This is a genomic window from Rhizobium sp. NXC24, assembly GCF_002944315.1.
In the GTDB taxonomy this organism is placed as follows: domain Bacteria; phylum Pseudomonadota; class Alphaproteobacteria; order Rhizobiales; family Rhizobiaceae; genus Rhizobium.
On the sequence record NZ_CP024311.1, the window covers coordinates 3,241,286 to 3,265,221 of the forward strand.

A 23,936-nucleotide genomic window follows, 5' to 3' on the forward strand; every position below is an offset into this window, starting at 1 on the left:
TTACTTGCTCCCGGTCTTTTCGGTATGGCTGATCCGGTCGGCGAGACGGTCGAGCGTGCGTCGCATCGATTTCGCTTCTTCCTGCTGTGCCTCGATCCAGTCGCGCAACATCTGCTGCTCGTTGCGCATGTTTTTCACCAGGCCCTGGATGCCCTCAGCAAGGTTCGCCATCGCCGTCACCGAGCGTTGGCCACCGCCGCCTTCTTCCGCGATCTTGCGCAGGTATTCCGAAAGCACCCGCACATCCTCGGAGGATGCGCCATTGGCGCCTTCGATCACGGGAGAGATGTCCGAGCCGACATCGGTAACCGAGGAAAGCCAGTTTTCCAGTTCGGTGTAGAAGCGGTTCTGCGCGCGGCCGGCCTGAAGGTCGAGAAAACCGAGGATAAGCGAGCCGGAAAGGCCGAGCAGCGAGGACGAGAACGCCGTGCCCATGCCGACCAGCGGGCCGGAAAGGCCGGTCTTGAGGGCGCCAAGGATATCGCCGGTGTCGCCGGAGCCGACATCGAGGCTCTGGATGACATCGTTGATCGAGCCGATCGTGCCGATCAGACCCCAGAAGGTGCCGAGCAGGCCGAGGAAGACGAGCAGACCGATAAGATAGCGCGAAGTGTCGCGCGATTCATCGAGACGGGTGGCGATGGAATCAAGGATTGAGCGCAGCGTCGCCGTCGACAACTGCATGCCGCGACGGTTGCCGATGAGCGCCCGCATGGGCGCCAGAAGCCGCGGATTGCGGCCGACCTTGTCGGCAGCATTGCCGACGGCGCGGAAATGATTGAACCAGCGAACTTCGGGCCTCAGCATCAGGACATGATTGAAGACCAGCAGAATGCCGACGGCCAGCACGCCAAGGATCAATCCGTTGAGACCGGGATTATGCAGGAAGGCGACTTGAGCCTGGCGAAACAGGATCGCCACAATAAAACCGACGATGACCAGGAAAAGGATCATCGTCCAAAAGAAGGCCATCGGGCTGGAGAGCTTGTAGGTATAGCTGCCCGACACATTGTCGGTCGACCCCAGATCCCCCAGATTCACATTTTCCATCGCACGCTTTGCCTCCGCATACTCCGCCCGCGGAGACTAGAGCAACATTGTGCCGAATTGAAGAGACGGAAAACACAAAACAAGCCATTGGCAACAGGCTGTTTTGCTGAAGGGCAGTTGCTGAAAGATCAGCTTTATTTTGTCGGGATAGGCCGCTTGACGACCTCGGCCAGCGCCTTTTGAATATGCTCGTTGCCGCAGATGATCGTGCCGGTACCGAGCATATCGGTGCCGCCGTCGTAATCCAAGACGAAACCGCCGGCTTCGCGCACCAGCAGGATACCGGCCGCCATGTCCCAGGGCGACAGGCCCAATTCCCAGAAGCCGTCGAAACGGCCGGCTGCGACATAGGCGAGATCGAGTGCTGCCGAACCGAGACGGCGGATGCCGGCGACTTCGCCCATCACATGGCGCAGCTCGACTAGGAACTTGCCGTGATTGCCACGGCCGAGATGCGGAACGCCGCAGCCAATGACGCTGTCCGACAGCACGCGACGCGAGGCGACGCGCAGGCGGCGATCGTTGAGGAAGGCGCCACCGCCGCGCTCGGCGGTGTAAAGCTCGTCCGTCGCCGGATTGAAGACAACGCCGGCGACGATCTCGCCATTGCGCTCCAGCGCGATCGAGATGGAGAACATCGGAATGCCGTGCAGGAAATTGGTCGTGCCGTCGAGCGGATCGACGATCCAGCGATGCGCGCCGTCCGTGCCCTTGATCTCTTCGCTTTCCTCGCCGAGGAAGCCATAGGTCGGCCGCGCCTTCAGCAGCTCGTCATGGATGATCTTCTGCGCCTTGAGATCTGCCTGGCTGACGAAATCGCCCGGTCCCTTCACCGAAACCTGCAGGTTCTGCACTTCACCGAAATCGCGGCTGAGCGACTTGCCTGCCTTGAGGGCGGCCTGAACCATGACATTGAGAAGAGCAGAACGGGCCATCGGGCTTCCTTGGGTAAAATAGAAGGCACTAACCGGACCCGAAAGCAGGCCCCGGCGGAGCGGGATCGGCAGCGCAATAAAGATTGGCGGCCTCAAGACCACAAAATCGGGGGAATTTCAAGTACAGCGAGGCGGAAGGCCTGGTTTTCTCGTCGAGCCGACTTCGCGACATAGTCCGCGCCGATCAAATCGACGATTATCCAGCCTAGAATTTCTGCTGCGCCATCAGGATCTCGCGGGCGATCTGCTCGAGCGGCACGACTCGGTCGACACCGCCGCGGGCGATCGCCTCCTTCGGCATGCCGAAAACGACGGAGGTCGCCTCGTCCTGGGCAACGGTATAGGCGCCTGCCTGTTTCATCTCGAACATGCCGCGCGCACCGTCGTCGCCCATGCCGGTCATGATGATGCCCATGGCATTCGATCCGGCCGCCCGCGCCGCCGAGCGGAAGAGGACATCGACTGACGGACGGTGGCGCGAGACCAGCGGTCCGGTCTTGATAGCCACATGATAACGCGCACCCTGCCGCTCCAGCATCATGTGGTTGTCGCCGGGGGCGATCAGCACATGGCCGCGCAGAACCGGATCGCCATCGGCCGCTTCCTTCACTTCCACTTCGCAGAGGCTGTTCAGCCGCTTGGCGAAGGCGGCGGTAAACCTCTCCGGCATGTGCTGCACGATGACCATGCCCGGCGCATTGGCGGGCAGCGCCTCCAACATTTGCCGCAATGCCTCGGTGCCGCCTGTCGAAGCGCCGACACAGACGACCATCTCGGTCGTCTTCGCCATGGCGCGGCCGGTCGGCGGCGGCAGCATGGCGTCGGCCGTCAGCTTCTTCGTCGGTCCCGAAGCGGATGCCGAACGCGCCTCAGCGCGGCGGACATTCGGCATCCTGGCATGCGAAGCGCTCTTGACCACCTCGCGGATGCGCATCGCCTCGTCGGCCAGATAATCGGCAGCGCCAATCCGCGGTTTCAGGATGATATCCACCGCGCCCGCTTCCAGGGCCTGCAGCAAAGTTTCCGAACCCGCCTCCGTCAGCGAGGAGCACATGACGACCGGGATCGGCCGCTGCGACATCAACTTGCGCAGGAAGGTGATGCCATCCATGCGCGGCATCTCGACATCCAGCGTAATGACATCTGGCACCTCCTCCTGGATCCGGCGGGCGGCCATGAAGGGATCGTTCGCCACCCCCATCACCTCGATCTCGGGGTCCTCAGACAAAAGCGCCGCCAGCGTTTGGCGTACGCTGGCGGAGTCATCGATGATCAGGACGCGGATTTTCTTTGGCATGAAGGCCTGCCTAAATTCGCTGGAAGGCCGTGTTGGAAACCTGTTTCAGCGGCAGGTCAAAGCCGGTGATCGATTCCGAATGGCCGATGAACATATAGCCGCCGGGCACGAGACAATCGCAGAGACGCGAAAGGACGCCGGCCTGCGTCTGCTTGTCGAAATAGATGAGAACATTACGGCAGAAGATGATGTGCATGGCATCCCCCACCTGGTATTTCTCATCCATGAGGTTCAACCGGCCGAAGCCGATCTTCGAACGCAAACGCGGCGTGATGCGCACCTCCCGCCTACCCGGCACTTTGGCGGTCATCACATATTTGCGCTTCAGTTCCGCCGGAACCGGCAACACCATGTCGTCCGCGTAGATGCCGCTCCTGGCCGATTGCAGCACGTCGGTGCTGAGATCGGTCGCCAGGATTGCATAGTCGATGCGACCTTCGCTTTCGGAAAATTCCTCCATCACCATCGCCATCGAATAGGGCTCCGCCCCTGTCGAGCAGGCAGCACTCCACGCGCGCAGGCGGCGATGGCCGGCGCGCATCAGCGCCGGCAAGGCCACAGTCTGCATGAACTCGAAATGTTTGGCCTCGCGGAAGAAATCGGTCTTGTTGGTCGTCACTGCATCGATGAGATAGACAGTCTCCTGTTCCAAGCCGCCATGGTTGAACAAGAAATCGCAATAATCGTCGAACGACGTGATGTTGGTGGCGCGCAGGCGCCGCCGCAGCCGCCCCTCCAGCATCGTCAGTTTCGTCGACGGCATCTTGATGCCGCTGTAGTCATAGATGAAACGCGCCAGCTTCTCGAAATTCCGCGTGCTGATGCGGTCACCGATGATTTGGCTCTCCTGAACGGCAACCGTTCCCATTCACCCACCCCCTTACGAATTCTTATGCGGCATGGCCGGCGCGATGCGGATCGAGCGCGACGGTGTCTTCCCGCGACAGCAAGCGGGCGAGATCGACGATGACGACGAAACCATTCTCCCGGCGCACGACGCCGGCGATGTAGTCGGAACGCCAGCGTACGCCGATATCGGGGGCCGCTTCGATCTGGCCATGCCGAAAGGGCGTCACCTCGAAGACGCGGTCGGCGACCAGGCCGAGCGTCAGCACCTTGGCCTCCATCGGAATATCCAGCACCAGCACACGGGTATGCGGGGTCGGAACGGTCTTGGTAAGACCGAGCTTCAGCCGGAGATCGATGGTCGGCACACCCTGCCCACGCACATCGCGCAGGCCGAGCAGGTAATCCGGTCCGTTGGGGATCTTGAAAGCCTCGGCATAATCGAGGATTTCGCGGACCACTTCGACCGCTACGGCGAAGACTTCCTCGCCGAGGCTGAAGGTGACGAATTGCGCTTCCAGAGCAGGTGAAGCCATGGTCATGCACTTTCCTTGAATTCGGCGTCGGCATCATCCGGGCCGCCCATGGAGAGATCGAGGGCAAAGCCCTTGAGACGCGCTTGCTGCGCCTGAACGGAGGCGGGTTTCGGCGCTTTCGCCTGACGAGCGACCGCAGCCGGAGCCCGGTCGGTCGTCTTGGCCGCAACAACACTGCGCTGGCGATTGGCCGATGTATCGACCTTGAAGAAGGCGATCGAAGCTTGCAGCTCTTCAGCCTGGGCGGCCAGTTCTTCCGAAGTGGCCGACATTTCTTCCGAGGCACCGGCATTCTGCTGCGTGACCTTGTCGAGCTGCTGGATCGCTTCATTGATCTGGGCGGCACCGATGTCCTGCTCGCGGCAGGCGGCGCTGATCTCGGAGACGAGTTCGGCGGTCTTGCGGATATCCGGCACCAGACGGCCGAGCATCTCGCCAGCCTCGGCGGCAGCCTTGACGGTATCGCTCGACATCGAGCTGATCTCGGCAGCAGCCGATTGGCTGCGTTCGGCAAGCTTTCGCACTTCCGAGGCAACGACCGCAAAGCCCTTGCCATGTTCGCCGGCACGAGCCGCTTCGACGGCCGCGTTCAAAGCGAGCAGATCAGTCTGGCGGGCGATCTCCTGCACGATGCCGATCTTTTCGGCGATCGTGCGCATGGCGCTGACGGCGCGAGTGACGGCATCGCCGCTTGCTTCCGCATCCCTGGCCGACTGGCGGGCAATCTTTTCCGTTTGGGCGGCATTGTCGGCGTTCTGCTTGATGTTGGCCGCCATCTGCTCCATCGAAGCCGAAGCCTCTTCAGCCGAAGCCGCCTGCTCGGTAGCACCCTGCGACACCTGCTCCGAGCTTGCCGAAAGCTGCTGGCTGCCCGAGGAGACGTTGTCAGCCGCACCCAGCGCATCGGCAACCACGCCGCGCAGACGTTCAACCATCTGCTCCAGCGCCAGGCCGAGCACATCCTTGTCGGAAAGCGGTTTCGGCGTCACCGTCAGGTCTCCGTCGGAAATCTGCGTGGCAATATCGGAGGTGGTGCGCAGGTTGGCGACCATGCTCTGCATTGCCAGACCGAGAACGTCCTTGTCGGAGAGCGGCTTCACGGCAACGGAAAGATCGCCCATGGCGATGCGGTCCGCCACGCCTGCGGTGATGCGCAAGTTCGATGTCATGACATTGACGGTATCGATCAGATCCTTGATCTCATCATTCGTCTTGACTTCGACCTTCTGATCAAGGTCGCCGAGCGCCACCGCCTTGGCGATGTTGGACACCTTGGTCAGGCCGCGATTGATCCCGAGCGTAATCCAGAAGGCGGCGCTTAATGCAATGATCAACGCGACGGCGGAGGCGATCGCCAGGATCATCAGCGTGTCTTCATAGAGAAGGTCGCCGCCCGCGTCCGTGGCCGCCAACTCCTTTTTCTGGATGTCGACCAGCTTGTTGATCACGTCGGTCATCTGATTGTTCAGGTCGCTCAGCTCGCCGTCCGAAAGCGCCTCGGCGCCGGCGTGATCGCCCTTGGCCTCGAGGGCCTGCAAGTCGGTGGAACGCTGGCGGAAGGTCTGGCCAAGCGATATCAATTTCTCCCAAAGCGGCTTGCCTTCCGCCGCCGAGGCAGCGAGACCCTCCTGGGCTTGTGAGAACATGGTGTCCAGATGAGTGCTGGACTCCTTATAAAAGGCGGTTTCCGCCTCACCGCTGGATATGAGCGCATCTTTCTGCGCACGAACGGCTTCAACTGCGGCAATGTTGGCGTCGAGCGCCAGTTGCAACCGTTTGACCGGTCCCTCGGTCATCTCGTTGCTGGCGTCGTTGAGGTGACCGAGACTGATGCTGCCGTAGACCGCTATGCCAATCAAAAGCAGCGTCATGGTGCCGAAGGCGAGGCCTAATTTCAGTTTGATGGAAAAGCGCATGTCCTATCCCCAGAGATAAAGAGGCAAATGAGTATTGCGGAACGGCGTCACCGTTTGACAGCGTCGTACCGATAAAGAGAGCCGTCGAACCGGGGAAAGCGATCCATTCACCTCCCCGTCACCGGACATCTCAAGAACCACGACGCCAACGCATACACACGTTGGGGATATCAGAACGCCGGGACCATGACGGTCCTGGCGGGAGTCATCGGGAAGCGCTCAGGCGCTTTCGCGGAAATCCGCGTCGCCGGCATCCGGGCCGCCCATGGAAAGATCGAGGGCAAAACCCTTGGCCCGGGCCTGCTGGGCAGCGACGGTCTGCACGGAATTTACCGCGGCAGACGTGGCACGGCGGTTGGCAGCCGGCGCAGCGGCAGCCTTGTGACCGACCTTGGTGGGCAACTTCCTGGCCGTGACTTTGCTGCCTGCCGTATCGACCTTGAAGAAGGCAATAGAGGCCTGCAGCTCTTCAGCCTGCGCTGCCAGCTCTTCCGAAGTGGCCGACATCTCTTCCGAGGCACCGGCATTCTGCTGCGTCACCTTGTCGAGCTGCTGGATCGCTTCGTTGATCTGGGCGGCACCGATGTCCTGCTCGCGGCAGGCGGCGCTGATCTCGGAGACGAGTTCGGCGGTCTTGCGGATATCCGGCACCAGACGGCCGAGCATCTCGCCGGCTTCCGCGGCAGCCTTGACGGTATCGCTCGACATCGAGCTGATCTCGGCAGCAGCCGATTGGCTGCGTTCGGCAAGCTTGCGCACTTCCGAGGCGACAACCGCAAAGCCCTTGCCATGTTCGCCGGCACGAGCCGCTTCGACGGCCGCGTTCAAAGCGAGCAGATCGGTCTGGCGGGCGATCTCCTGCACGATGCCGATCTTCTCGGCGATCGTCCGCATGGCGCTGACGGCGCGAGTGACGGCATCGCCGCTTGCTTCCGCATCCCTGGCCGACTGACGGGCAATCTTTTCCGTTTGGGCGGCATTGTCGGCGTTCTGCTTGATGTTGGCCGCCATCTGCTCCATCGAAGCTGAGGCCTCTTCGGCCGAGGCCGCCTGCTCGGTTGCGCCTTGAGACACCTGCTCCGAGCTTGCCGAAAGCTGCTGGCTGCCCGAGGAGACGTTGTCCGCCGCACCCAGCGCATCGGCAACCACGCCGCGCAGACGTTCGATCATGACATTGACGTTGCCGAGCAATGCGCCGATTTCGTCGTGATTGGTGATTTCCGCCGTCTTGGTCAGATCGCCCTCGGCAACTTCTCGAACGACGGTATTGGCGCGGGCGAGACCCTTGCTGATCGTGTTTGCGATCCAAAACGCGGTCACGGCTGCAATCAGCAGCGCTACACCTGCGGCAACGAGCATCGTCAGGCGGGTGCCGGCATATTGCACATCGGCGCCGTCGTCCGCTTCCTTCATTTTCTGCTTCTCGGTGGCGAGCAGAGCTTCGAGAGCCTTGTCGATCTCGTTGGCGGCCCGGCGGGCATCGGTAACGGAGATGTTGCTTGCGCCTTCCTTGTCGCCTGCCTTCAGCAGTTGCCGAATCTGGTCGTCGGCCTGGATGAACTTCGCTGCGATGGCTTCGACGGAGTCCCAATGAGCGCGGCTTTCTTCGGTAGCGACCTTGTCCACGGCCGCCAAAGTGTCGGCAAGCTGCTTGCGTGCCACGTCGCCGGTAGCGAGCGCAGCCTTGGCTTCATCGTCGCTGTGGGCCGCAAGAAGGTTCTTCTGCTGACGGATGACCTGGAGCTGGGAGATGTTGACCTGCTGTGTCAACTCCAGTCGCTCCACGGGGCCTTCGAGCACGTTGCTGATGGTGTCGTTGAAAGCGCTAAGGCTCATGAGGCCGTAGCCGGCCGTGCCTATCAGCATGAGGATGATGAAGGCGAACGCCCCCACCAGCTTGGCTTTTATCGTTAGACGCATAGTCTTGCTTCCCTCGAAAATTCGGCCGCGGCAATGTTCAGGCGGAAAGCGCCTTGTTTCGCCGGGCGGAAAAAATCGCCTGCAGATTGGGGAGAATGATGAATTCCCCTCCGCGCTTGACCAGGCAGTTGATGTAGTCGGGACGCCAACGCATCCCCACGCTAGGCGGTGCTTCACTGGAAGCTTTTGCAAGTGTGGTGACTTCATTCACCTTGTCGGTCCGCAGACCCACGAGCGTGGGTTCATCCTGCAGGTCAAGTTCGATAACGATGATACGGCTATCGATAGTCGCTTCCGCCGCTTCCATGCCGAAAGCGAGACGGAGATCGGCAAGGGGGATCACCTTGCCGCGAAAGTTGATGACGCTGCCCACGAAGGGCTGGCTGCCGGGAACGGCGGTTTCCGGCAGAATGTCCAGGATTTCCTGAACCATGACCGCCTCGAGGGCGAAGGTTTCACCGGCAAGATCGAAGGTCAGAACTTCGACCTCGCCGTTTTCATTCCAATGAGTGCCATTCCAGAGATTGTCGGATTTCCTGGCTTTTCCGCTCATCCCGCTGCACGCAGATGCGCCTCCTGTTGCTGGCCGGCCGCGACCAGATGCACGACATCGAGAATGAGGGCGACGCTGCCGTCACCAAGGATCGTAGCCCCGGAGAAATGCGCGACGTCATTGTGCAGCTTCGACATAGATTTGATCACCGTCTGGTGGTCGCCGATGATCTGATCGACCACCAGGCCAACCCGCTCAGTCCCGGTCGAGATAACGACGACCTTCTGATGCACATCCGGCTTGGTGCCGGTGCGGAATACGTCCCGCAACCGCAGGAAAGGCACCAGGCTGTCGCGCAGCGAAATGAAACTGCGGCCACGCGAGCGCAGGTCCTCTTCCAGCGACAATTCCAGGCATTCCTCAACCGCCGACAGCGGAATGACGTAGCGCCCGGCGCCGACGCGCACGAGCAGACCGTCGATGATGGCGAGCGTCAGCGGAATGCGCAACGATACATCGGACCCCTGCCCCGGCAGGCTGACGATATCGATGGTGCCGCGTAGCGTTTCCACCGTCTGCTTCACCACATCCATGCCGACGCCGCGGCCGGAAAGATTGGTGATCTGCGCCGCCGTCGAAAATCCGGGCGCGAAGATGAGCTGCAGGAGCTCGGCATCGCTGAGCTGCTGACCCGGCTGGATCAACCCGGACGATTCCGCCTTGGCGCGAACGCGCCCACGATTGATGCCACGGCCGTCGTCCTTGATCGAGATGATAACCTCGCCGCCCGATTGCCGGGCCGACAATATAATAGTTCCAGCTTCGGCCTTACCGGCAGCAAGACGCTCTTCCGGCGGCTCAAGGCCATGATCGATGGAATTGCGCACCAGATGCACCAGCGGGTCGGCAAGCCGCTCGATTACGGTCTTGTCGACCTCCGTCGTCTCGCCTTCGGTGACGAGCTCGATGACCTTGCCAGTCTCTCGCGCCAGATCATGCACCAGGCGGCGGAAACGGTTGAAGAGGCTTGCGACCGGCACCATGCGCAGCACCATCATCGTATCGCGCAACTCGCCGGACAAGCGCTCAATCTCTTCCGATACCGATCTCAGCCCGATATCGGCGCTGGCACTGGCCAACTGGCTTAGGCGCGATTGTGCGATGACCAGTTCGCCGACACGGTCCATAAGTTCATCGAGACGCAAAGCCGGAACGCGAACGCTTTCGGCAGCCTTTGCCTGTCGCTGGTCGGCAACCGGCGCCGCAGGTGCCGCCACTTCCCGTTTGACCGGGACAATTTCGGCAGCGGCCGGCGCGGCAGGAGCAACGACCGCCTGCGGGGCAGCCGAAACGGCGGGCTCATCCGGCGTTGCAGCAACTGCATGGCCATCGATTTCCTCGACATCAAGCTGCATGTCGTCCATGACGAAGATGAAAACATCGTCGATGGCCGACCGCGGCTGCTCGGTCGTAACAGTGACATCCCAGGAAAGATGCAATTCCGTAGGCACCAGCGCGCTCAGCGGCGGAATGGCCGAGGTGTTGGCGAGGATGCGGCATTCGCCGAGATCGCGCAGCTCATCCAGCAACCCTAGCGGATTGGTGCCGTTGATCATCGCGTTCTGTGGCAGGCTGAAACGAATGCGCCAGGTCTTTCGCTTGTCCGTCACAACAGGCGCAGTCACGGCGACGGCCTGAACCGGCTTTGCAGCATCGCCGGCGCCGCCGACTGCTGCATGCAATTGCGCCAGAAGACGTTGGCTGGTGGCTTCGTGATTGCCGTTGGGATCGTCGACGAGGGCGCGCATATGGTCCTGCGCGTCGAGAACGGCGGCGACGAGCTCGGCCGTTGCCGGCGCCTGGCCCTTACGGACGCGGTCGAAGGCGGTTTCGCAATGATGGGTGAAGCCGGCGAGCGCATCGAAGCCGAACATGGAGCCCGAACCCTTCAGTGTATGAAGGCCCCGGAACACGGCATCGATCAAAGCCTTGTCATCGAGCTGATGCGTGAGATCCAAAAGGCCTGCCTCGATCTGCTCCAGGCATTCTGCAGCCTCGGTACGGAAGACAGCAATTGGATCGAGCGAGTTCATCTGCCCAGCACTTTCTTGGTGATTTTGACGAGATTTTCCGGATCGAAAGGCTTGGTCAGCCAGCCGGTGGCGCCGGCGGCCTTGGCGCGCGCCTTGAGATCAGCATCGGATTCCGTCGTCAGGAAGATGATCGGAACGCCCATGTGAGCCGGCAGCTTGCGCAGCTCCTCGATCATGGTCAGTCCGTCCATGACGGGCATGTTGAGATCGGTCACGATGAGATCGAAGTGCCCGGCCTTGGCCTTATCCAGGCCTTCGGCACCATTCTCCGCCTCGGTGACCTCGTAACCGGCATTGGTCAGCGTCACCTTGGTCGTCAGACGGATGCTGGCGGAATCATCGACAGTCAAAATCTTCGCACTCATGAATGTACCTCTTTATGGAGCCAGAATTGCGCATCCTCCGCCGTAAAGGCGTCGACGAACCCGCCCCTCTGCAAGACTTTCAAAACAGAACCGCTAGCCGGCGAAGAAAGACGAAGTGTTTTGTCGGAGGCCTTCGCCTCCATCCTTGCCGACTCGACCAATTGCACGAAGCTCAAATCGGCTTCCGCATCGTCGGCGACTTCGAGGACAAGCATTTTGCCGTCCCGAAGCTTCAAAGTCATACTTTGATAAATTTCGGAAATGTTCCTGATGCTTAGGATATTCGGCAGGGAAATAGATTCGGAATATTTATCATCCATTTCAAATCTGGCCCCGCTACCAAACGAATACTTGAGCAATAACTATTGAATCTCATGTCAGCCTTAAGAGGGAGTAAACACAGGTTGTATAATTCGTCGTTTCAGGGGATGTGAATTCTCACCTGGCATAAATGACCACTCAAATTTTACGATGAAAATATGATTGGGATTCAGGCGGTTAAATCGAATAGATCAAAACACGCACTTTCCGGTGAGTGAATATTAACGCTGCCGGGGAAAGTCTGGCATGCAACGCCCACGAGTCCGGAGAATTTACCGGAATTTTCCATCCCACATTTAAGAGTTGAGTCAAACAGGCCTTTTTCCAAGTAAAGGGACAGACATGACATACGCAACAGCGCTGGCACGCCGCATCGATCGCCAACGGGGATTCCCGCAGGCCATGGATGTCAGCCGCACCCTGGAAGCGGCGCGCAGCGAGGTTGAGAAACGCTTTCTCGACGGCGGCGCTGTTCTCCTGTCTGTCATGGAGGTTCTGAACCAACTCCTGTCATCCCTCGACAGGTTGACCAAGGCGCTCGACAGCGATGGCGCCAGCGACACCACCACCGATCTGTTGCAGACGGTGAGCGGCCTGTCCGACCTGCCCGGACTTGAGGTCAGGCGTCAGCAGAATTTCGCCGTTCTGGCTGAGGCCGGCACCAAGCTGCATGCCCATGTCACCGATATGCAGGAGACCATGCGTTACCTGCGTACCTTCGCCGTCACGGTGAAGATCACCGGTGCGGGCATTGCCGAATTTGCCGGTTTTGCCGAGGAAATTCTGGAGCGCATTCACTCCGGCACCGATGAAGTCAACACCTTCGCCCAGCAGCTCGGCGCCCTCGAACGCGAGTTGAAGGTCGCCATGGGCTTTGGCGCCACCACCGCGAAGGCCTATGACCGCAACGTTCCGCAAGTGGTGGCAGCACTGGAAAAGGATGCCCGCACCATCGCTGCTCACCGTAAAGAACTCGCTGTGATCGCCGCTGAAGTTGGCGCTATCGCCCGCGGCGTGCAAAGCAAGGTCGCGACCACCCTTTCGGCTCTGCAAATCGGCGACATTACCCGCCAGCGCATCGAGCACATACAAAGCGCCTTTGCTTTTCTGGAAGAATTTCTCGCAAGCGGCGAGGGCAGCAAGCTCGATACCGATGCCCGCCAGCGGCTCGAAAATGTCATTCATCACCTGACGGCGGCACAAATGCGCGACATGGTCACGGACTTCCAGCGGGAGTCCGGTAGCGTCGTCAAGACGATCGCCAGCTTCAGCCATGACACGCAGGAAATCCTGAAGCTGCGCGACGCCATGAAGCCCGACGGCAGAAGCGGCGACGGCAATGTGCTGCGCGCACTGGAACAGAGCGTCTCCGCCGCCCACACGATCGTCAAACAGGTCGAAACAGCCCGCATTCAGGCCGACGGCATCAGCCAGTCGACGCTCGGCACGGCCTCGAACCTGTTGCACCGCATCGAGACCATCCGCGCCGTCAAGACCGACATCCACTACATGGCGCTCAACACCAATCTGCGCTGCAGCCGCATGGGCGAAGAAGGTCGTTCGATCAACGTCGTCACCGCCGAACTACGTATCTTTGCGGCAAAGCTCGATGAATCCGCTGACGCGATCGTCTCCGGCCTCGCATCTCTCGAAACAGCAGCCGGCCACGTCGCCTCGGGCCAGGAGGCCTCAGACTATCGATTGGACGAGAGGCTGATCTCGGCCGTCGACACCATCCGCGCCGCCGCCAACATCATGGATGGCGAGTTGGAAACCCTCTCGGCGCATGGCCGTGAAGTGGCAAACAAGATTATGCTGTCTATCGGCAAGCTCGACTTCCAGCGCGACCTCGGCGAAACCTTGGCAAATTGTGCCGATACGCTCGAAGACATGGCCGGCAGCGATATGGCCGATGCCAGCGATTTGGAAGAAATCATCGCGCCGCTCAGCGCCCGCATCTTTAAGACCTACACGATGGCGCAGGAACGCAACGTCCATCGCGATATCATCGCCATGGACGTTAGAGCGGCACCGATTGCGGCAGCGCCGGTCAAATCAGACGACGAAGATCTTTTCGCGGATGCTTTGTTCTAGCGGGATTGGCTTTCACGTAGAGCGCCATACGTTCAAATAAACGCTGCGCGCTTTAAGCATTACTGCGACCTGCGAAATTTGTTCGCGGCGTCGATCGCAGCCTTCTGCTGATAATCCTCGATGCCCTGGTAAAAATCCTCGAGCTCCGGATCTTTCAGGCCGGCGCGACGCGAGATGACATACCAGGTAGCCGCAGCGACCGGGTCCTGCTTCGTGCCGAGCGCGTTAATATAGAGATGCGCCAGCTTGTTTTGCGCAACGACATTGCCGCGATAGGCGGCGACCTTCATCCAGTTGAAACCGTTCTCCAAATCCTGCTTGCCGCCGATCCCGTTGATCAGCCAAATGCCCATGTCGAGCTGGGCGGTGTCGAAGCCCGCATTGGCGGCGCGCGACAGCCATTCACGGGCCTGCTCCTTCTTCTCCTGCGGCAGGTCGGGCAGATTGAGATAGAGCTGAGAGACGGCATATTGCGCATCGGCAATGCCCTGCTGCGCCGCCTTTTCATAATATGGGAGAGCCATCTGCAGGCCCTTGATGCCTGGATTGTCCGCCGTCAGGCTCTGCCCCCAGTTGAATTCGGCGGATGCCTGGCCGGCATCGGCCGCCTTCTTCATCCATTCGTCCGCCTTCTTCTCGTCGCGCGGCACGTCGCGCCCCTCCATCAGGAGCAACGCGTATTTGAACATCGACGTCGCATCGCCGCCCTCGGCTGCCTTGCCATACCAGAAGGCAGCATCCTTGGTGTCGCGCTTGACGCCCAGGCCCTGCGACATCAGTTCGGCAAGCAGGGTCTGCGCCGCGGGATCACCGAGCTGTGCCCGCGGCAAGGCTTTCTGGAACGCGGTCAGGTAATAGCCGCGCTGGAAGGCGCCATAGGCTTCGTCGACCTTGCCGGTAAAGGGCTTTTCCGGTGGCAGGTCGGGCAGCTTCGCGCCCATGCGATCAAAAACGCCGACACCCTGGGAAGGCTTGATGGCATCGTCGGCTTTCGGCTCGGCACCGGGCCCGACCTTCTCCGTCTTGAAAGTGCCGACGGTGGCATTCAATGGCCGCGTCACCACGCTATCATTTTGTGCCGGCGCGCTATCGTCCGGCGCCGCAGTCTCATCCGACTGAGCGGCATCGTCGGATTGGCCGCTATCGGTGGGCCGGCTGCCCTTTTCCGGCTGTGTCGTAATGCCCGGCAGCGACGTATCGCTGTTGTTCGATTGGGCCACCGCCAGCGGCGGCAATGCCGTCAGCCCAACGGCGAGCGCAGCAACAAAGAAACGGTGACGGAATCGAGGCGTGAGCGACATGGATTGCTATCAATCTTCAAACCGTGGCGCTTTTTCGTCGAGAAGCGCATTCACTTCCGCAATGATGGACGGCGCCGCCGAAGGGTCGGCAAAAACGGCCGTGCGCAGCGCCACGAATTCGGCGCCCGACAAAGCCACCTCCAGCGCCGATTTTGGATCGGTGCCACCCATGACGATGCAGGGAATCTCGATCATCGAGGCCCACCATTCGCCGAGTGCGACGTTTTTCGGATGCGCCTCCGGCTTGATGTCGCCGTCGAGCTTGCCGAAGAAGATATAGTCGGGACGCAGTTCGCCGATCTCCAGCGCATTGTGCCTGTCCGTGGCGCTGCCACCGCCGACGATCAGCTTCGGCACGAATTTCTCGACCGCCTCGGTGAATTCGGCAAGATTGCCGGTAATGTGCAGCCCGTCGGCCTTGGCGCGGCCCGCGACACGGCTATCTCCGGCAATCAACGCCGCAGCACCCGCCGCCTGCACCATCGGCACCAGCTTTTCCGCATGCTTCTGAAAGGTGCTGTCGTCGAGCCCATATTGCGGAATGATGACCGACGCCACATCCCCGCCTCGCAACGCGTCAGCCACCGCCTTCGCCTGCTCCTCTATATCGGCGATATCGGGAACGATGAGAACAAGGCGGCAGCGATCTTCGGGCACGGTCATGCAAGCTTCCATATTTGCGTTCATTTATCAGGGATGGCGCACCCATTCGATGCTTGTGAGTAAATCCGTTAGAACTTGCTGACAAGGGGAAACAGACGCTGATCTGCGCATTGCCCGCCCGACAACTGAAGACTCAAGTTGATATTTGCCGCAGTACCAAAATAAAGCTAGGGGACTGATCGCCGACTGGTTGGGATTCATGATAAATCATATGAAACTAGTGCGCATAATATTCGCATTAATATTGAGCTTAGCGCTTTGCGCGGTTCGCACGGTCGCCCTGGCCGATCCAGATGAAGCCTTCATAGCCTATCAGAAGTCGGATTATGCCACCGCCTTCAAGCTTTATCATGAAAGAGCGCTGAAAGGGGACGTGGCGGCTCAAGGCATGGTCGGCACTCTCTACGCTTACGGACGAGGCGTTAAGCAGGACGACACTCAGGCAGCCTTCTGGTTTCAAAAGCTAGCCGAACAGGGCATTGCTAAGGGACAATTCGCATTGGGAGAGATGTATCTCGCAGGCCGCGGCGTACATCAGGATTATTCCAAGGCGGCCGAATTATTTCGCAAAGCCGCGGAACAGGGCGAACCTTTCTCCGCATTTTGGCTGAGTATGCTGTACGAACAGGGCCAAGGAGTCCCCAAGGACCCACAGCAGGCGGCCTACTGGAAGAAGAAATCCGACGAGAACATGCCCGACTTTTCCAATCTTTTGCTTCCGCAACAGCAAAAGTAGGGCGCGACCAACATGATTCATCATGCGGCGCACAATTGACTTGCCGCTCTTTGGCGTTTGACGTAGCTTCTCGCCATGTCGATCATGGACCCCTTCGCAGCCATCGCGGATCCGAACCGGCGCCACCTGCTGGAGGAGCTCCGCCGCGCACCGAAAACGGTCAACGAACTGGCGCAGGGCCTGCCGATCAGCCGCCCTGCCGTATCGCAGCATCTCAAGGCGTTGCTCGACAGCAATCTCGTTTCCGTCACCACCGAAGGCACGAAACGCATCTACGCGGTCAACAGCCGCGGTTTCGATAAGCTCAATTTGTGGCTGGATCAGTTCTGGGCCTGAGACTGGCTCTCTTGCGCGCGCTCTGCAGCAATTTCCCGATCTTTGTCAGGAAAGTTGCGCCAACTCCCACTCCTCACGTTTTGAAGTTGGCGCATCCATATCGACTGGAGTAGTCACCGTCTATTACAAAGGAATTGTTTCAGGGCCTCTTGGCCCGCCTGTCTTCCTTGCCACGATCGGCGGCTTTCTGTCCTCAGGAAGACGTTGTGTCAGTGAACTGACGATCGCAGACGTTGGATTTCGTCTTTGAGGCGCAGCTTTCTGCGCTTGATGTCGGCTATTTCGGTATCATTGATAGAGGGAGATGTCAGTGCAGAATGTAGCTCCTCCTCGAGAGCGACATGTTTCTTTTCGAGCGATTCAAGATGAGCTTGAACAGTCATATGACCCTTCCTTCCTCTTACGAACCTTGGCCATCCATCGCCAAAGCTCTAGGTGTCAACCCTACTACTGTGCCATAATATTGGACCCTTGTCGAAGGCCAAAACGTGGCTTATGAGCGGCAAATTCGTGATGAAGGATAACTTCCCGTTACCGTCATTTGGTGATAGGAGCTTGCGGAATTCACGAAGCGGAACGAGCACGAGTCCGCAGGGCATTGGGGAAATAGGAATGGCCGATCAGGAACAGGCGGAAATCAGGCTGATCGTGGCGCGGTTGCGTCAGGAACATGAGGATTACGACGCCGCAATCGACGCCATGATCCAGACGGGCTGCGACGCGCTCCGCATCCAGCGCATGAAAAAGAAGAAGCTCGTCATCAAGGACAAGCTCACCAAGCTGGAAGACCAGATCATTCCCGACATTATCGCCTGAGGAGCAGACGCGACGATGATGACAGAAAGACCGCCCGTCGCCATCATCATGGGTAGCCAGTCCGACTGGGAAACCATGAAGAACGCCGCTGACACGTTGGAAGCGCTGGAAATCACCTATGACGCGCGCATCATCTCCGCACATCGCACGCCGGACCGGCTGGTGAGCTTCGCCAAGGGCGCACGCGACGAGGGCTTTAAAGTCATCATCGCGGGTGCCGGTGGCGCCGCCCATCTTCCGGGCATGGCCGCCTCGATGACGCCGCTGCCGGTCTTTGGTGTACCGGTGCAGTCCCGCGCCTTGTCCGGCCAGGACAGTCTTCTTTCCATCGTGCAGATGCCTGCAGGCATTCCCGTCGGCACATTGGCGATCGGCAAGGCCGGCGCGATCAATGCCGCCCTTCTCGCCGCCGCCGTCCTGGCGCTTGGCGACGAGGATATCGCCGAGCGGCTGGACGAATGGCGCGCCCGGCAGAGCGCTGCCGTTGCTGAGTATCCGATGGACGACCTATGACCGAGAAAACGATCGGCATCATCGGCGGCGGCCAGCTCGGCCGCATGCTGGCCATGGCGGCGGCTCGTTTGAACTTCCGCACGATCATCCTGGAGCCGCAAGCCGATTGCCCGGCCGTGCAGGTGGCGGACGACCAGATCGTGGCCGCCTATGACGATCCCATTGCGCTTGCCGAACTGGCGAAGCGCTGCGACGTCGTCACCTATGAATTCGAAAACGTGCCGGTCGCCGCCGCCGAAAGGCTTGCCAAGGATATTGCCGTCTACCCGCCGCCGAAGGCGCTGGAGATGGCGCAGGACAGGCTGACCGAAAAGCGCTTCATCAACGATTGCGGCATTCCGACCGCCCGCTTCCATGCCGTCGACAGCCAGGCCGATCTCGAAACGGCGCTTGCCGACTTCGGCGGCCAGGGCGTGCTCAAGACTCGCCGTCTCGGCTACGACGGAAAGGGGCAGCGCGTCTATCGCTCGTCCGCCGACAGCGCCGAAGGCGGCTATGCCGCGCTCGGTAGCGTGCCGCTGATTCTCGAAAGCTTCGTGGCGTTCGAGCGGGAGATTTCCATCATTGCCGCCCGCGGCCTGGACGGCAGCGTCGCCTGCTACGATCCGGCGGAAAATATCCATCGCAACGGCATTCTCCACACCTCCACCCTTCCCGCCAGCATCTCCGCGGAGACGGCGGGGGCGGCACGCGTGGCGGCGGAGAAGATTTTGACCGCGCTCGGCTATGTCGGCGTCATCGGCATCGAGTTCTTCGCGCTTGCCGACGGTAGCTTGATTGCCAACGAAATGGCCCCGCGCGTGCACAATTCCGGCCACTGGACGGAAGCTGCCTGCGTCGTCTCGCAATTCGAGCAGCATATCCGCGCCGTCGCCGGCCTGCCCCTCGGCAATCCGGCGCGTCATTCCGACTGCGTGATGCAGAATCTGATCGGCGACGATATCCTTTCGGTTCCCGATTGGCTGAGCCAGGATGACGTGCTGGTGCATCTCTACGGCAAGACGGAGTCGCGTCCCGGCCGCAAGATGGGCCACGTCACGCAGCTTCGCCGCTAACAGCCCTGGGAAAAAACCCCTGACATGGTTGACAGGGCCCAGGCGACAGGGTATTTGCTGCCCACCCTAAAGAGCGCGCCCCGAGCGCGCTTTTGATTGTTAAAGATACCGGGCGAATGTGACATTCCCCCTCAAACATCGCGGATCAGAAAAATGAAGATCAAGAATTCGCTCAAGTCGCTCAAGGCGCGTCACCGTGACAACCGTCTGGTCCGCCGCAAGGGCCGCATTTACATCATCAACAAGCTGAACCCGCGCTACAAGGCTCGTCAGGGCTGATTGTGCGTGGCGCCTGGCCCTGGGCCAGGCGGACCGTTCGCGGTCGCTTGAGATGATCACATCAAAATTATTTTGATCTTCGACATTGGCGGGCTACTATGCCCGCCATGCGCATTTTTGCTTTGTCATATCTGGCCTTGCCGATTCTCCTCGCTCTGACCGCCGCCGCACCGCATGTCGCTATGGCGGATGATTCTAATATCGTTGAGAAAAAAGATCCGAACGCCGCGTCCGGCAGCCTGTCGTCGAAGCAGCAGATCGATAATCTCTTCACGGCGTTGAAGCGCCAGCGCAATCCCGACCAGGCGAGCCTCATCGCCGACCAGATTCGCATGGAATGGAGCGATTCCGGCAGCGCCACCATCAATCTCCTGATGCAGTGGGCCGATAAGGCCATCCAGGAAAAGCGCAATGCCGCTGCCATGGATTTCCTTGACCAGGTGATCTCGCTGAAGCCGGACTATGTCGAGGGCTGGAATCGCCGCGCGACGCTGAATTACGCCATCGGCGACTATCGCAAATCAATGGAAGACATCAATCAGGTGCTGCGGATAGAGCCGCGCCACTTCGGCGCGCTTGCCGGCATGGCCGCGATCCTAAGCGAAACCGGCAATGACGAGCTGACGTTGAAGGCCTGGGAGCGCTTCCTTGAGATCTATCCAGCGAATCGCGCCGCCCAGGACCAGTTTAATACCCTCTCTGAAAAAATCGCCGGCAGCCGCACCTAGAGCATCTGTCTGCTTGCTGGTGATTCCACCTGTAAGCGGCATGGTCTGGGGTTTTACAACAACGGGCAGGCCTACGGCGGACGAGAGGTCATGAACGTCGGATAGGCTGGTGGTCCAATTCTCTACTTCATACTGCAATGATCGATGTTCTATTTTGTGCTCTTGTCCTGCTTCTTGCCGCCGCAGCCGGTTTCTCGGCGTATAAGACACGCGCGATCGAGCAGGCCTATCCCAATATCGGCGAGCTGACCGATATCGGCGAATTCCGCATGAACGCCCTGCACTTGCCGCGCCCGGCCACGGCCGATCTGCCACCGCTGGTCTTCATCCATGGCGCCAGCGGCAATCTGCGCGACCAATTCGAGGCCTTTGCCGGCCCGCTCGCGGGTCGGGCGGAAATGCTCTTCGTTGATCGGCCCGGCCATGGCTATTCCGAGCGCGGCGGCCCGGAAAATGCCCTGCCCTCCGGCCAGGCCGACGCGATCGCCAGATTGATGGAGAAACGCGGCATCGAAAACGCCATCATCGTCGGCCATTCCTTCGGCGGCGCCATCGCCGCCGCCTTCGGCATGCGCCATCCCGACAAGACGGCTGGCCTGCTCTTCCTAGCACCGGCGACCCACCCGTGGCCGGGCGGAATCGACTGGTATTATACGCTTGCCGCCTTTCCCGTCTTCGGCTGGCTCTTTGCCCATCTGCTGGTGATCCCGCTCGGCCTGCACCGTGTCGAAAGCGGTACGCTCGGCGTCTTCCGCCCCAATCAGCGGCCTGCCGATTACATAGCGAAGACCGCGCCGGAGCTGGTGTTGCGGCCAAGGGCCTTTCGCAACAACGCAGCCGACGTTGCCAATCTCCTCGCCTATGTTTCCGCCCAAGCACCACGCTACCGCGAGATCACGGCGCCGACCGTCATCATCACCGGCGATAGTGACGATATCGTCATGGAAGAGCTGCATTCGCGAGGCCTTGCGCGCGACATTGCGGGCGCCGAGCTCATCACCATCCGCCATCTCGGCCACAAGCCGGACTATCTCGCGACCGACGTGGCCATCGCCGCGATGGAGCACCTCGCCGGCCAGTCACGCGATCTCCAGGCTTTCGCTCAGGAGGCGGAAGCCCGCCTCGCCCGCCTGAAGACCGTGCTGCCGAGCGAAGCCGCCGCCGCTCAGGCGGTCACGAGTTCGTAGTCCGGCGCATCGACAAACACCCGCCCCTGTGGCGTCGCGTCCACCGTTTGCCGCACGGCTTGCAGCATGATCGACGCCAGCCGCTCCGTCGCCGGGTTCGCTTCCGCTTCGGCGCGATGCAGGACCAGATCGAGCTTCGGCAGCGGCGGGAGACCGGCTTCGCCTGGCGCCATAAGCCGCACTTTGTCCGGCAAACCCAACGGCGTACGCACCGTCAGGCCCAACCCAGCGGCCGTTGCAGCCCAGAGCCCGCCAAGGCTGGGGCTGACGAAGGAAATGCGCCAGCCGATGCCTGCATGGTCCAGCACCTTGGTCGCGATCGACCGCAGCAGGCAGGGAGCTTCCAATGACGCGAGCGGCAGCGGTTCGCCGCTATCGGCACGCCAATGGGTGGCACCATGCGCCGGCCCGACCCAGCACATCGGAACCTCCGCGATCCGATCGGTATGGGCAGTGCGAAACCCGTCGCTCCAGGCAAGGGCCAGATCGAGCTTGCCGGAGGTCACGCGCTCGACCAGCTCGGCATTGCGCACCACACGCGCCTCGATCCGCACCTTCGGATGCGCGCGCGCAAAGCGGCCGAGCACCTCCGGCAAGAGTGTCTCGCCGAAGTCCTCCTGCAGGCCGAGCCGCACCCATCCCTCCAGATCCGCGCCTTGAAGCGCAGTCGCCGCCTCGTCGTTGAGATCCAGCAACCGCCGCGCATAGGCGAGCATGGTTTCGCCGGCTTCCGTCAGCGCCAGCCCGCGCCCAGCCTTGCGGAAGATCGGCGTGCCCGCCTGTTCCTCCAGTTTCTTGAGCTGCGCGCTGATCGCAGACGTCGAACGCCCGAGCCGATCCGCCGCCTTGGCGAAGCTGCCAAGTTCCATGCCTGTCACGAAGCTGCGCAGAACGTCGAGATCGAAGATAACTTTCCGCATGATCAACTATTCACATTTTTGGGACTATCGATCCAATATTATCTGATTTTCCGAATGATTATCCCGTGGCATTGTGGCCCCGTCAAGTGGACAGATGACAGGAGCTTCCCATGCCGTTCACCCGCATTTCCCTTCTCCGCGGCAAGTCGCCGGAATATCTGCAGACGCTCTCGGATAATTTCCACCGCGCCATGGTCGAAACGTTCGATGTGCCGCCCACGGATCGCTTTCAGGAAATCCATCAGTTGGAGCCGAACGAGCTGATCTTCGACCGCACCTATCTCGGCGGCCCGCGCTCGGACAATTACGTTTTCTTCCAGATCACCATCGGCAAACCGCGCTCGACCGAAGTCAAGAAGGCCTTCTATCGCCGCCTCGTCACCCTGCTTGCGGATGCGCCGGGCATTCGGCCCGAAGATATCATGATCAACATCATCACGACGACGCGCGAGGACTGGTCCTTCGCAGACGGCATCGCGCAGATGATCGAACAGGCCTGACGACGATGAACCAGACAAGCATTCGACAGCCATTTCCGATCCATCGCGCCGGAACCGCCACGCAGCATTCGCCAGAGGGCATCGCCAATGCGCCCTTCTGGGTCGAAATGTTGGTCGAAAACAACAAGGATGGTGGGCTCACTGCCATGCGCTGCACGCTGGAACCCGGCATCATGACCCGTTGGCACACCCATCCACATGGCCAGATTCTCTACGTCCTGTCGGGTGTCGGCCTTGCCCAACGTAACGACGAACCGACTGAGGAACTGCGCGCCGGCGACTGCATCACCTTCGCACCCGGCGAGCGTCACAGACATGGCGCAACGCTGGACAGCACCTTCGCCTATATCAGCATTCAGGCCGCACAGAACGGCGCCGCCGTGACCTGGCTGGAGGATTGACTATGATTGCCATGCAATACAGCTTCACCCTGCCTGCCGACTATGACATGGCGATTATCGATCGCCGCATCCACGACAAGGGGCCTATGCTCGACAATTTTCCCGGTCTGAAGTTCAAGGCCTATCTCACGGCCCGGAAAAGCGATGCCAGGACAGGAAGTCGCGAGAACCTCTATTCGCCCTTCTATGTCTGGGAAAAGGATGAGGGCTTGAGCAATTTCATCTGCGGTCCTGGTTTTGCCGGGGTGACGGAAAGTTTCGGCTGGCCGCAGGTGAAGACCTGGGTCGTCTGGCACACTGCAATTTCGCCAGATATTCGCGACGCCCGGTTCGCCATCCGCGAGATCGTTCAGATGGAGCCCTACGCACCGCTTGCCGAGATTCGTCAGCGCGAAAGCGATGCAGCCGCTGGCGAGGTCGCGCGCGGCGAAGCGCTTGCTTCCGTCGCCGCCTTCGAGCCGACCGGTTGGACGCAGGTGCGTTTCCGTCTGCTTGCCGATCTGCCAAAAGACGTTTTGAGGCCTGGTGTCCAGATCTACGATGTCGGCCACCTTTCTTTGTCGGATGCCGGTTGAAGTGTCACCGGGACAAAGTCGTTGTTTTAAAGAGAACCACGGCGTCTTATTGATGAACGG

At 60.4% G+C, this 23,936-nt stretch carries 27 protein-coding genes; 12 read left to right on the top strand and 15 right to left on the bottom strand.

What is annotated here, in order from left to right; all coding sequences use genetic code 11:
• The 11 genes from NXC24_RS16005 to NXC24_RS16055 form a co-directional block, all read right to left on the bottom strand.
• Complete coding sequence (locus tag NXC24_RS16005; RefSeq protein WP_104824201.1) at positions 1-1,050, bottom strand: flagellar motor protein MotA; 1,050 nt, start codon at positions 1,048-1,050, stop codon at positions 1-3.
• A gap of 134 nt (positions 1,051-1,184) precedes the next feature.
• On the bottom strand, positions 1,185-1,985 hold the full coding sequence (locus NXC24_RS16010) for an inositol monophosphatase family protein (RefSeq protein ID WP_104824202.1): 801 nt from the start codon (positions 1,983-1,985) through the stop codon (positions 1,185-1,187).
• 205 nt (positions 1,986-2,190) lie between these two features.
• A complete protein-coding gene (locus tag NXC24_RS16015) occupies positions 2,191-3,282 on the bottom strand; it encodes a chemotaxis response regulator protein-glutamate methylesterase (protein ID WP_104824203.1) in 1,092 nt (363 codons plus the stop codon).
• 10 nt (positions 3,283-3,292) lie between these two features.
• The gene (locus NXC24_RS16020) at positions 3,293-4,150 is read right to left on the bottom strand and encodes a CheR family methyltransferase (protein ID WP_104824204.1); all 858 of its coding nucleotides are present in this window, start codon (positions 4,148-4,150) and stop codon (positions 3,293-3,295) included.
• 22 nt (positions 4,151-4,172) lie between these two features.
• Positions 4,173-4,670 carry a chemotaxis protein CheW gene (locus tag NXC24_RS16025; RefSeq protein WP_199773485.1) on the bottom strand — a complete coding sequence of 166 codons (498 nt, stop codon included), beginning with the start codon at positions 4,668-4,670 and terminating at the stop codon, positions 4,173-4,175.
• The gene (locus NXC24_RS16030) at positions 4,667-6,580 is read right to left on the bottom strand and encodes a methyl-accepting chemotaxis protein (protein WP_104824205.1); all 1,914 of its coding nucleotides are present in this window, start codon (positions 6,578-6,580) and stop codon (positions 4,667-4,669) included. Before NXC24_RS16030 ends, NXC24_RS16025 begins: the two co-directional genes overlap by 4 nt.
• Positions 6,581-6,799: 219 nt before the next feature.
• Positions 6,800-8,500 (bottom strand): methyl-accepting chemotaxis protein, encoded by a 1,701-nt coding sequence (locus NXC24_RS16035; RefSeq protein ID WP_104824206.1) that lies wholly within the window; start codon positions 8,498-8,500, stop codon positions 6,800-6,802.
• A gap of 37 nt (positions 8,501-8,537) precedes the next feature.
• Complete coding sequence (locus NXC24_RS16040) at positions 8,538-9,053, bottom strand: chemotaxis protein CheW (RefSeq protein WP_245463893.1); 516 nt, start codon at positions 9,051-9,053, stop codon at positions 8,538-8,540.
• On the bottom strand, positions 9,050-11,086 hold the full coding sequence (locus NXC24_RS16045) for a chemotaxis protein CheA (RefSeq protein ID WP_104824207.1): 2,037 nt from the start codon (positions 11,084-11,086) through the stop codon (positions 9,050-9,052). Before NXC24_RS16045 ends, NXC24_RS16040 begins: the two co-directional genes overlap by 4 nt.
• Positions 11,083-11,451: a response regulator gene (locus NXC24_RS16050; protein WP_104824208.1), complete on the bottom strand. Its 369-nt coding sequence runs from the start codon at positions 11,449-11,451 to the stop codon at positions 11,083-11,085. Before NXC24_RS16050 ends, NXC24_RS16045 begins: the two co-directional genes overlap by 4 nt.
• On the bottom strand, positions 11,448-11,771 hold the full coding sequence (locus NXC24_RS16055; RefSeq protein WP_104825198.1) for an STAS domain-containing protein: 324 nt from the start codon (positions 11,769-11,771) through the stop codon (positions 11,448-11,450). Before NXC24_RS16055 ends, NXC24_RS16050 begins: the two co-directional genes overlap by 4 nt.
• A 403-nt stretch (positions 11,772-12,174) precedes the next feature.
• Here NXC24_RS16055 and NXC24_RS16060 point away from each other — a divergent pair, with 403 nt between their 5' ends.
• Positions 12,175-13,866, top strand: coding sequence for a chemotaxis protein (locus NXC24_RS16060; protein WP_104825199.1), 1,692 nt, complete (start codon positions 12,175-12,177; stop codon positions 13,864-13,866).
• A 59-nt stretch (positions 13,867-13,925) separates the two neighbouring features.
• On the opposite strand, the gene NXC24_RS16065 is transcribed toward NXC24_RS16060, so the two are convergent.
• Positions 13,926-15,167, bottom strand: coding sequence for a tetratricopeptide repeat protein (locus tag NXC24_RS16065; protein ID WP_104824209.1), 1,242 nt, complete (start codon positions 15,165-15,167; stop codon positions 13,926-13,928).
• Positions 15,168-15,176: 9 nt separating this feature from the next.
• Entirely contained in the window at positions 15,177-15,830 is a 654-nt protein-coding gene (locus NXC24_RS16070; RefSeq protein WP_104824210.1) for a thiamine phosphate synthase, read from the bottom strand.
• 211 nt (positions 15,831-16,041) lie between these two features.
• Between NXC24_RS16070 and NXC24_RS16075 the strand changes: the two genes are divergently transcribed.
• Together NXC24_RS16075 and NXC24_RS16080 are read left to right on the top strand one after the other, a co-directional pair.
• Positions 16,042-16,566, top strand: a complete 525-nt coding sequence (locus NXC24_RS16075; RefSeq protein ID WP_158704492.1) for a tetratricopeptide repeat protein — start codon at positions 16,042-16,044, stop codon at positions 16,564-16,566.
• Between the two features lie 75 nt (positions 16,567-16,641).
• Positions 16,642-16,902, top strand: a complete 261-nt coding sequence (locus tag NXC24_RS16080) for a metalloregulator ArsR/SmtB family transcription factor (RefSeq protein ID WP_104824212.1) — start codon at positions 16,642-16,644, stop codon at positions 16,900-16,902.
• Positions 16,903-17,111: 209 nt separating this feature from the next.
• Here NXC24_RS16080 and NXC24_RS16085 read toward each other — a convergent pair whose 3' ends face one another.
• Positions 17,112-17,285 carry a DUF465 domain-containing protein gene (locus NXC24_RS16085; protein ID WP_081670329.1) on the bottom strand — a complete coding sequence of 58 codons (174 nt, stop codon included), beginning with the start codon at positions 17,283-17,285 and terminating at the stop codon, positions 17,112-17,114.
• Positions 17,286-17,514: 229 nt separating this feature from the next.
• On the opposite strand from NXC24_RS16085, the gene NXC24_RS16090 reads away from it, so the two are divergent.
• The 6 genes from NXC24_RS16090 to NXC24_RS16115 all read left to right on the top strand — a co-directional run bounded on the left by NXC24_RS16090 (position 17,515) and on the right by NXC24_RS16115 (position 21,480).
• On the top strand, positions 17,515-17,718 hold the full coding sequence (locus NXC24_RS16090; protein WP_028752913.1) for a DUF465 domain-containing protein: 204 nt from the start codon (positions 17,515-17,517) through the stop codon (positions 17,716-17,718).
• Positions 17,719-17,736: 18 nt separating this feature from the next.
• Positions 17,737-18,231 (top strand): 5-(carboxyamino)imidazole ribonucleotide mutase, encoded by a 495-nt coding sequence (purE, locus tag NXC24_RS16095; RefSeq protein ID WP_028752912.1) that lies wholly within the window; start codon positions 17,737-17,739, stop codon positions 18,229-18,231.
• Positions 18,228-19,286 carry a 5-(carboxyamino)imidazole ribonucleotide synthase gene (locus tag NXC24_RS16100; RefSeq protein WP_104824213.1) on the top strand — a complete coding sequence of 353 codons (1,059 nt, stop codon included), beginning with the start codon at positions 18,228-18,230 and terminating at the stop codon, positions 19,284-19,286. The genes purE and NXC24_RS16100 overlap by 4 nt, the downstream gene beginning before the upstream one ends.
• A 153-nt stretch (positions 19,287-19,439) precedes the next feature.
• Positions 19,440-19,565, top strand: a complete 126-nt coding sequence (gene ykgO, locus NXC24_RS16105; protein WP_003582204.1) for a type B 50S ribosomal protein L36 — start codon at positions 19,440-19,442, stop codon at positions 19,563-19,565.
• Positions 19,566-19,663: 98 nt separating this feature from the next.
• On the top strand, positions 19,664-20,293 hold the full coding sequence (locus NXC24_RS16110) for a hypothetical protein (protein ID WP_104824214.1): 630 nt from the start codon (positions 19,664-19,666) through the stop codon (positions 20,291-20,293).
• Between the two features lie 137 nt (positions 20,294-20,430).
• On the top strand, positions 20,431-21,480 hold the full coding sequence (locus NXC24_RS16115; protein ID WP_104824215.1) for an alpha/beta hydrolase: 1,050 nt from the start codon (positions 20,431-20,433) through the stop codon (positions 21,478-21,480).
• Here the strand turns inward: NXC24_RS16115 and NXC24_RS16120 are convergent.
• Positions 21,459-22,400, bottom strand: a complete 942-nt coding sequence (locus tag NXC24_RS16120; protein ID WP_104824216.1) for a LysR substrate-binding domain-containing protein — start codon at positions 22,398-22,400, stop codon at positions 21,459-21,461. The genes NXC24_RS16115 and NXC24_RS16120 overlap by 22 nt on opposite strands.
• 110 nt (positions 22,401-22,510) lie before the next feature.
• Here NXC24_RS16120 and NXC24_RS16125 point away from each other — a divergent pair, with 110 nt between their 5' ends.
• From NXC24_RS16125 to NXC24_RS16135, 3 genes are read left to right on the top strand one after another with little or no spacing between them, the layout of a single operon-like run.
• On the top strand, positions 22,511-22,900 hold the full coding sequence (locus tag NXC24_RS16125; RefSeq protein WP_104824217.1) for a tautomerase family protein: 390 nt from the start codon (positions 22,511-22,513) through the stop codon (positions 22,898-22,900).
• Between the two features lie 5 nt (positions 22,901-22,905).
• Positions 22,906-23,301, top strand: coding sequence for a cupin domain-containing protein (locus tag NXC24_RS16130; RefSeq protein WP_104824218.1), 396 nt, complete (start codon positions 22,906-22,908; stop codon positions 23,299-23,301).
• Between the two features lie 2 nt (positions 23,302-23,303).
• Positions 23,304-23,876: a DUF4865 family protein gene (locus NXC24_RS16135; RefSeq protein ID WP_104824219.1), complete on the top strand. Its 573-nt coding sequence runs from the start codon at positions 23,304-23,306 to the stop codon at positions 23,874-23,876.
• Positions 23,877-23,936 lie beyond the last annotated feature (60 nt).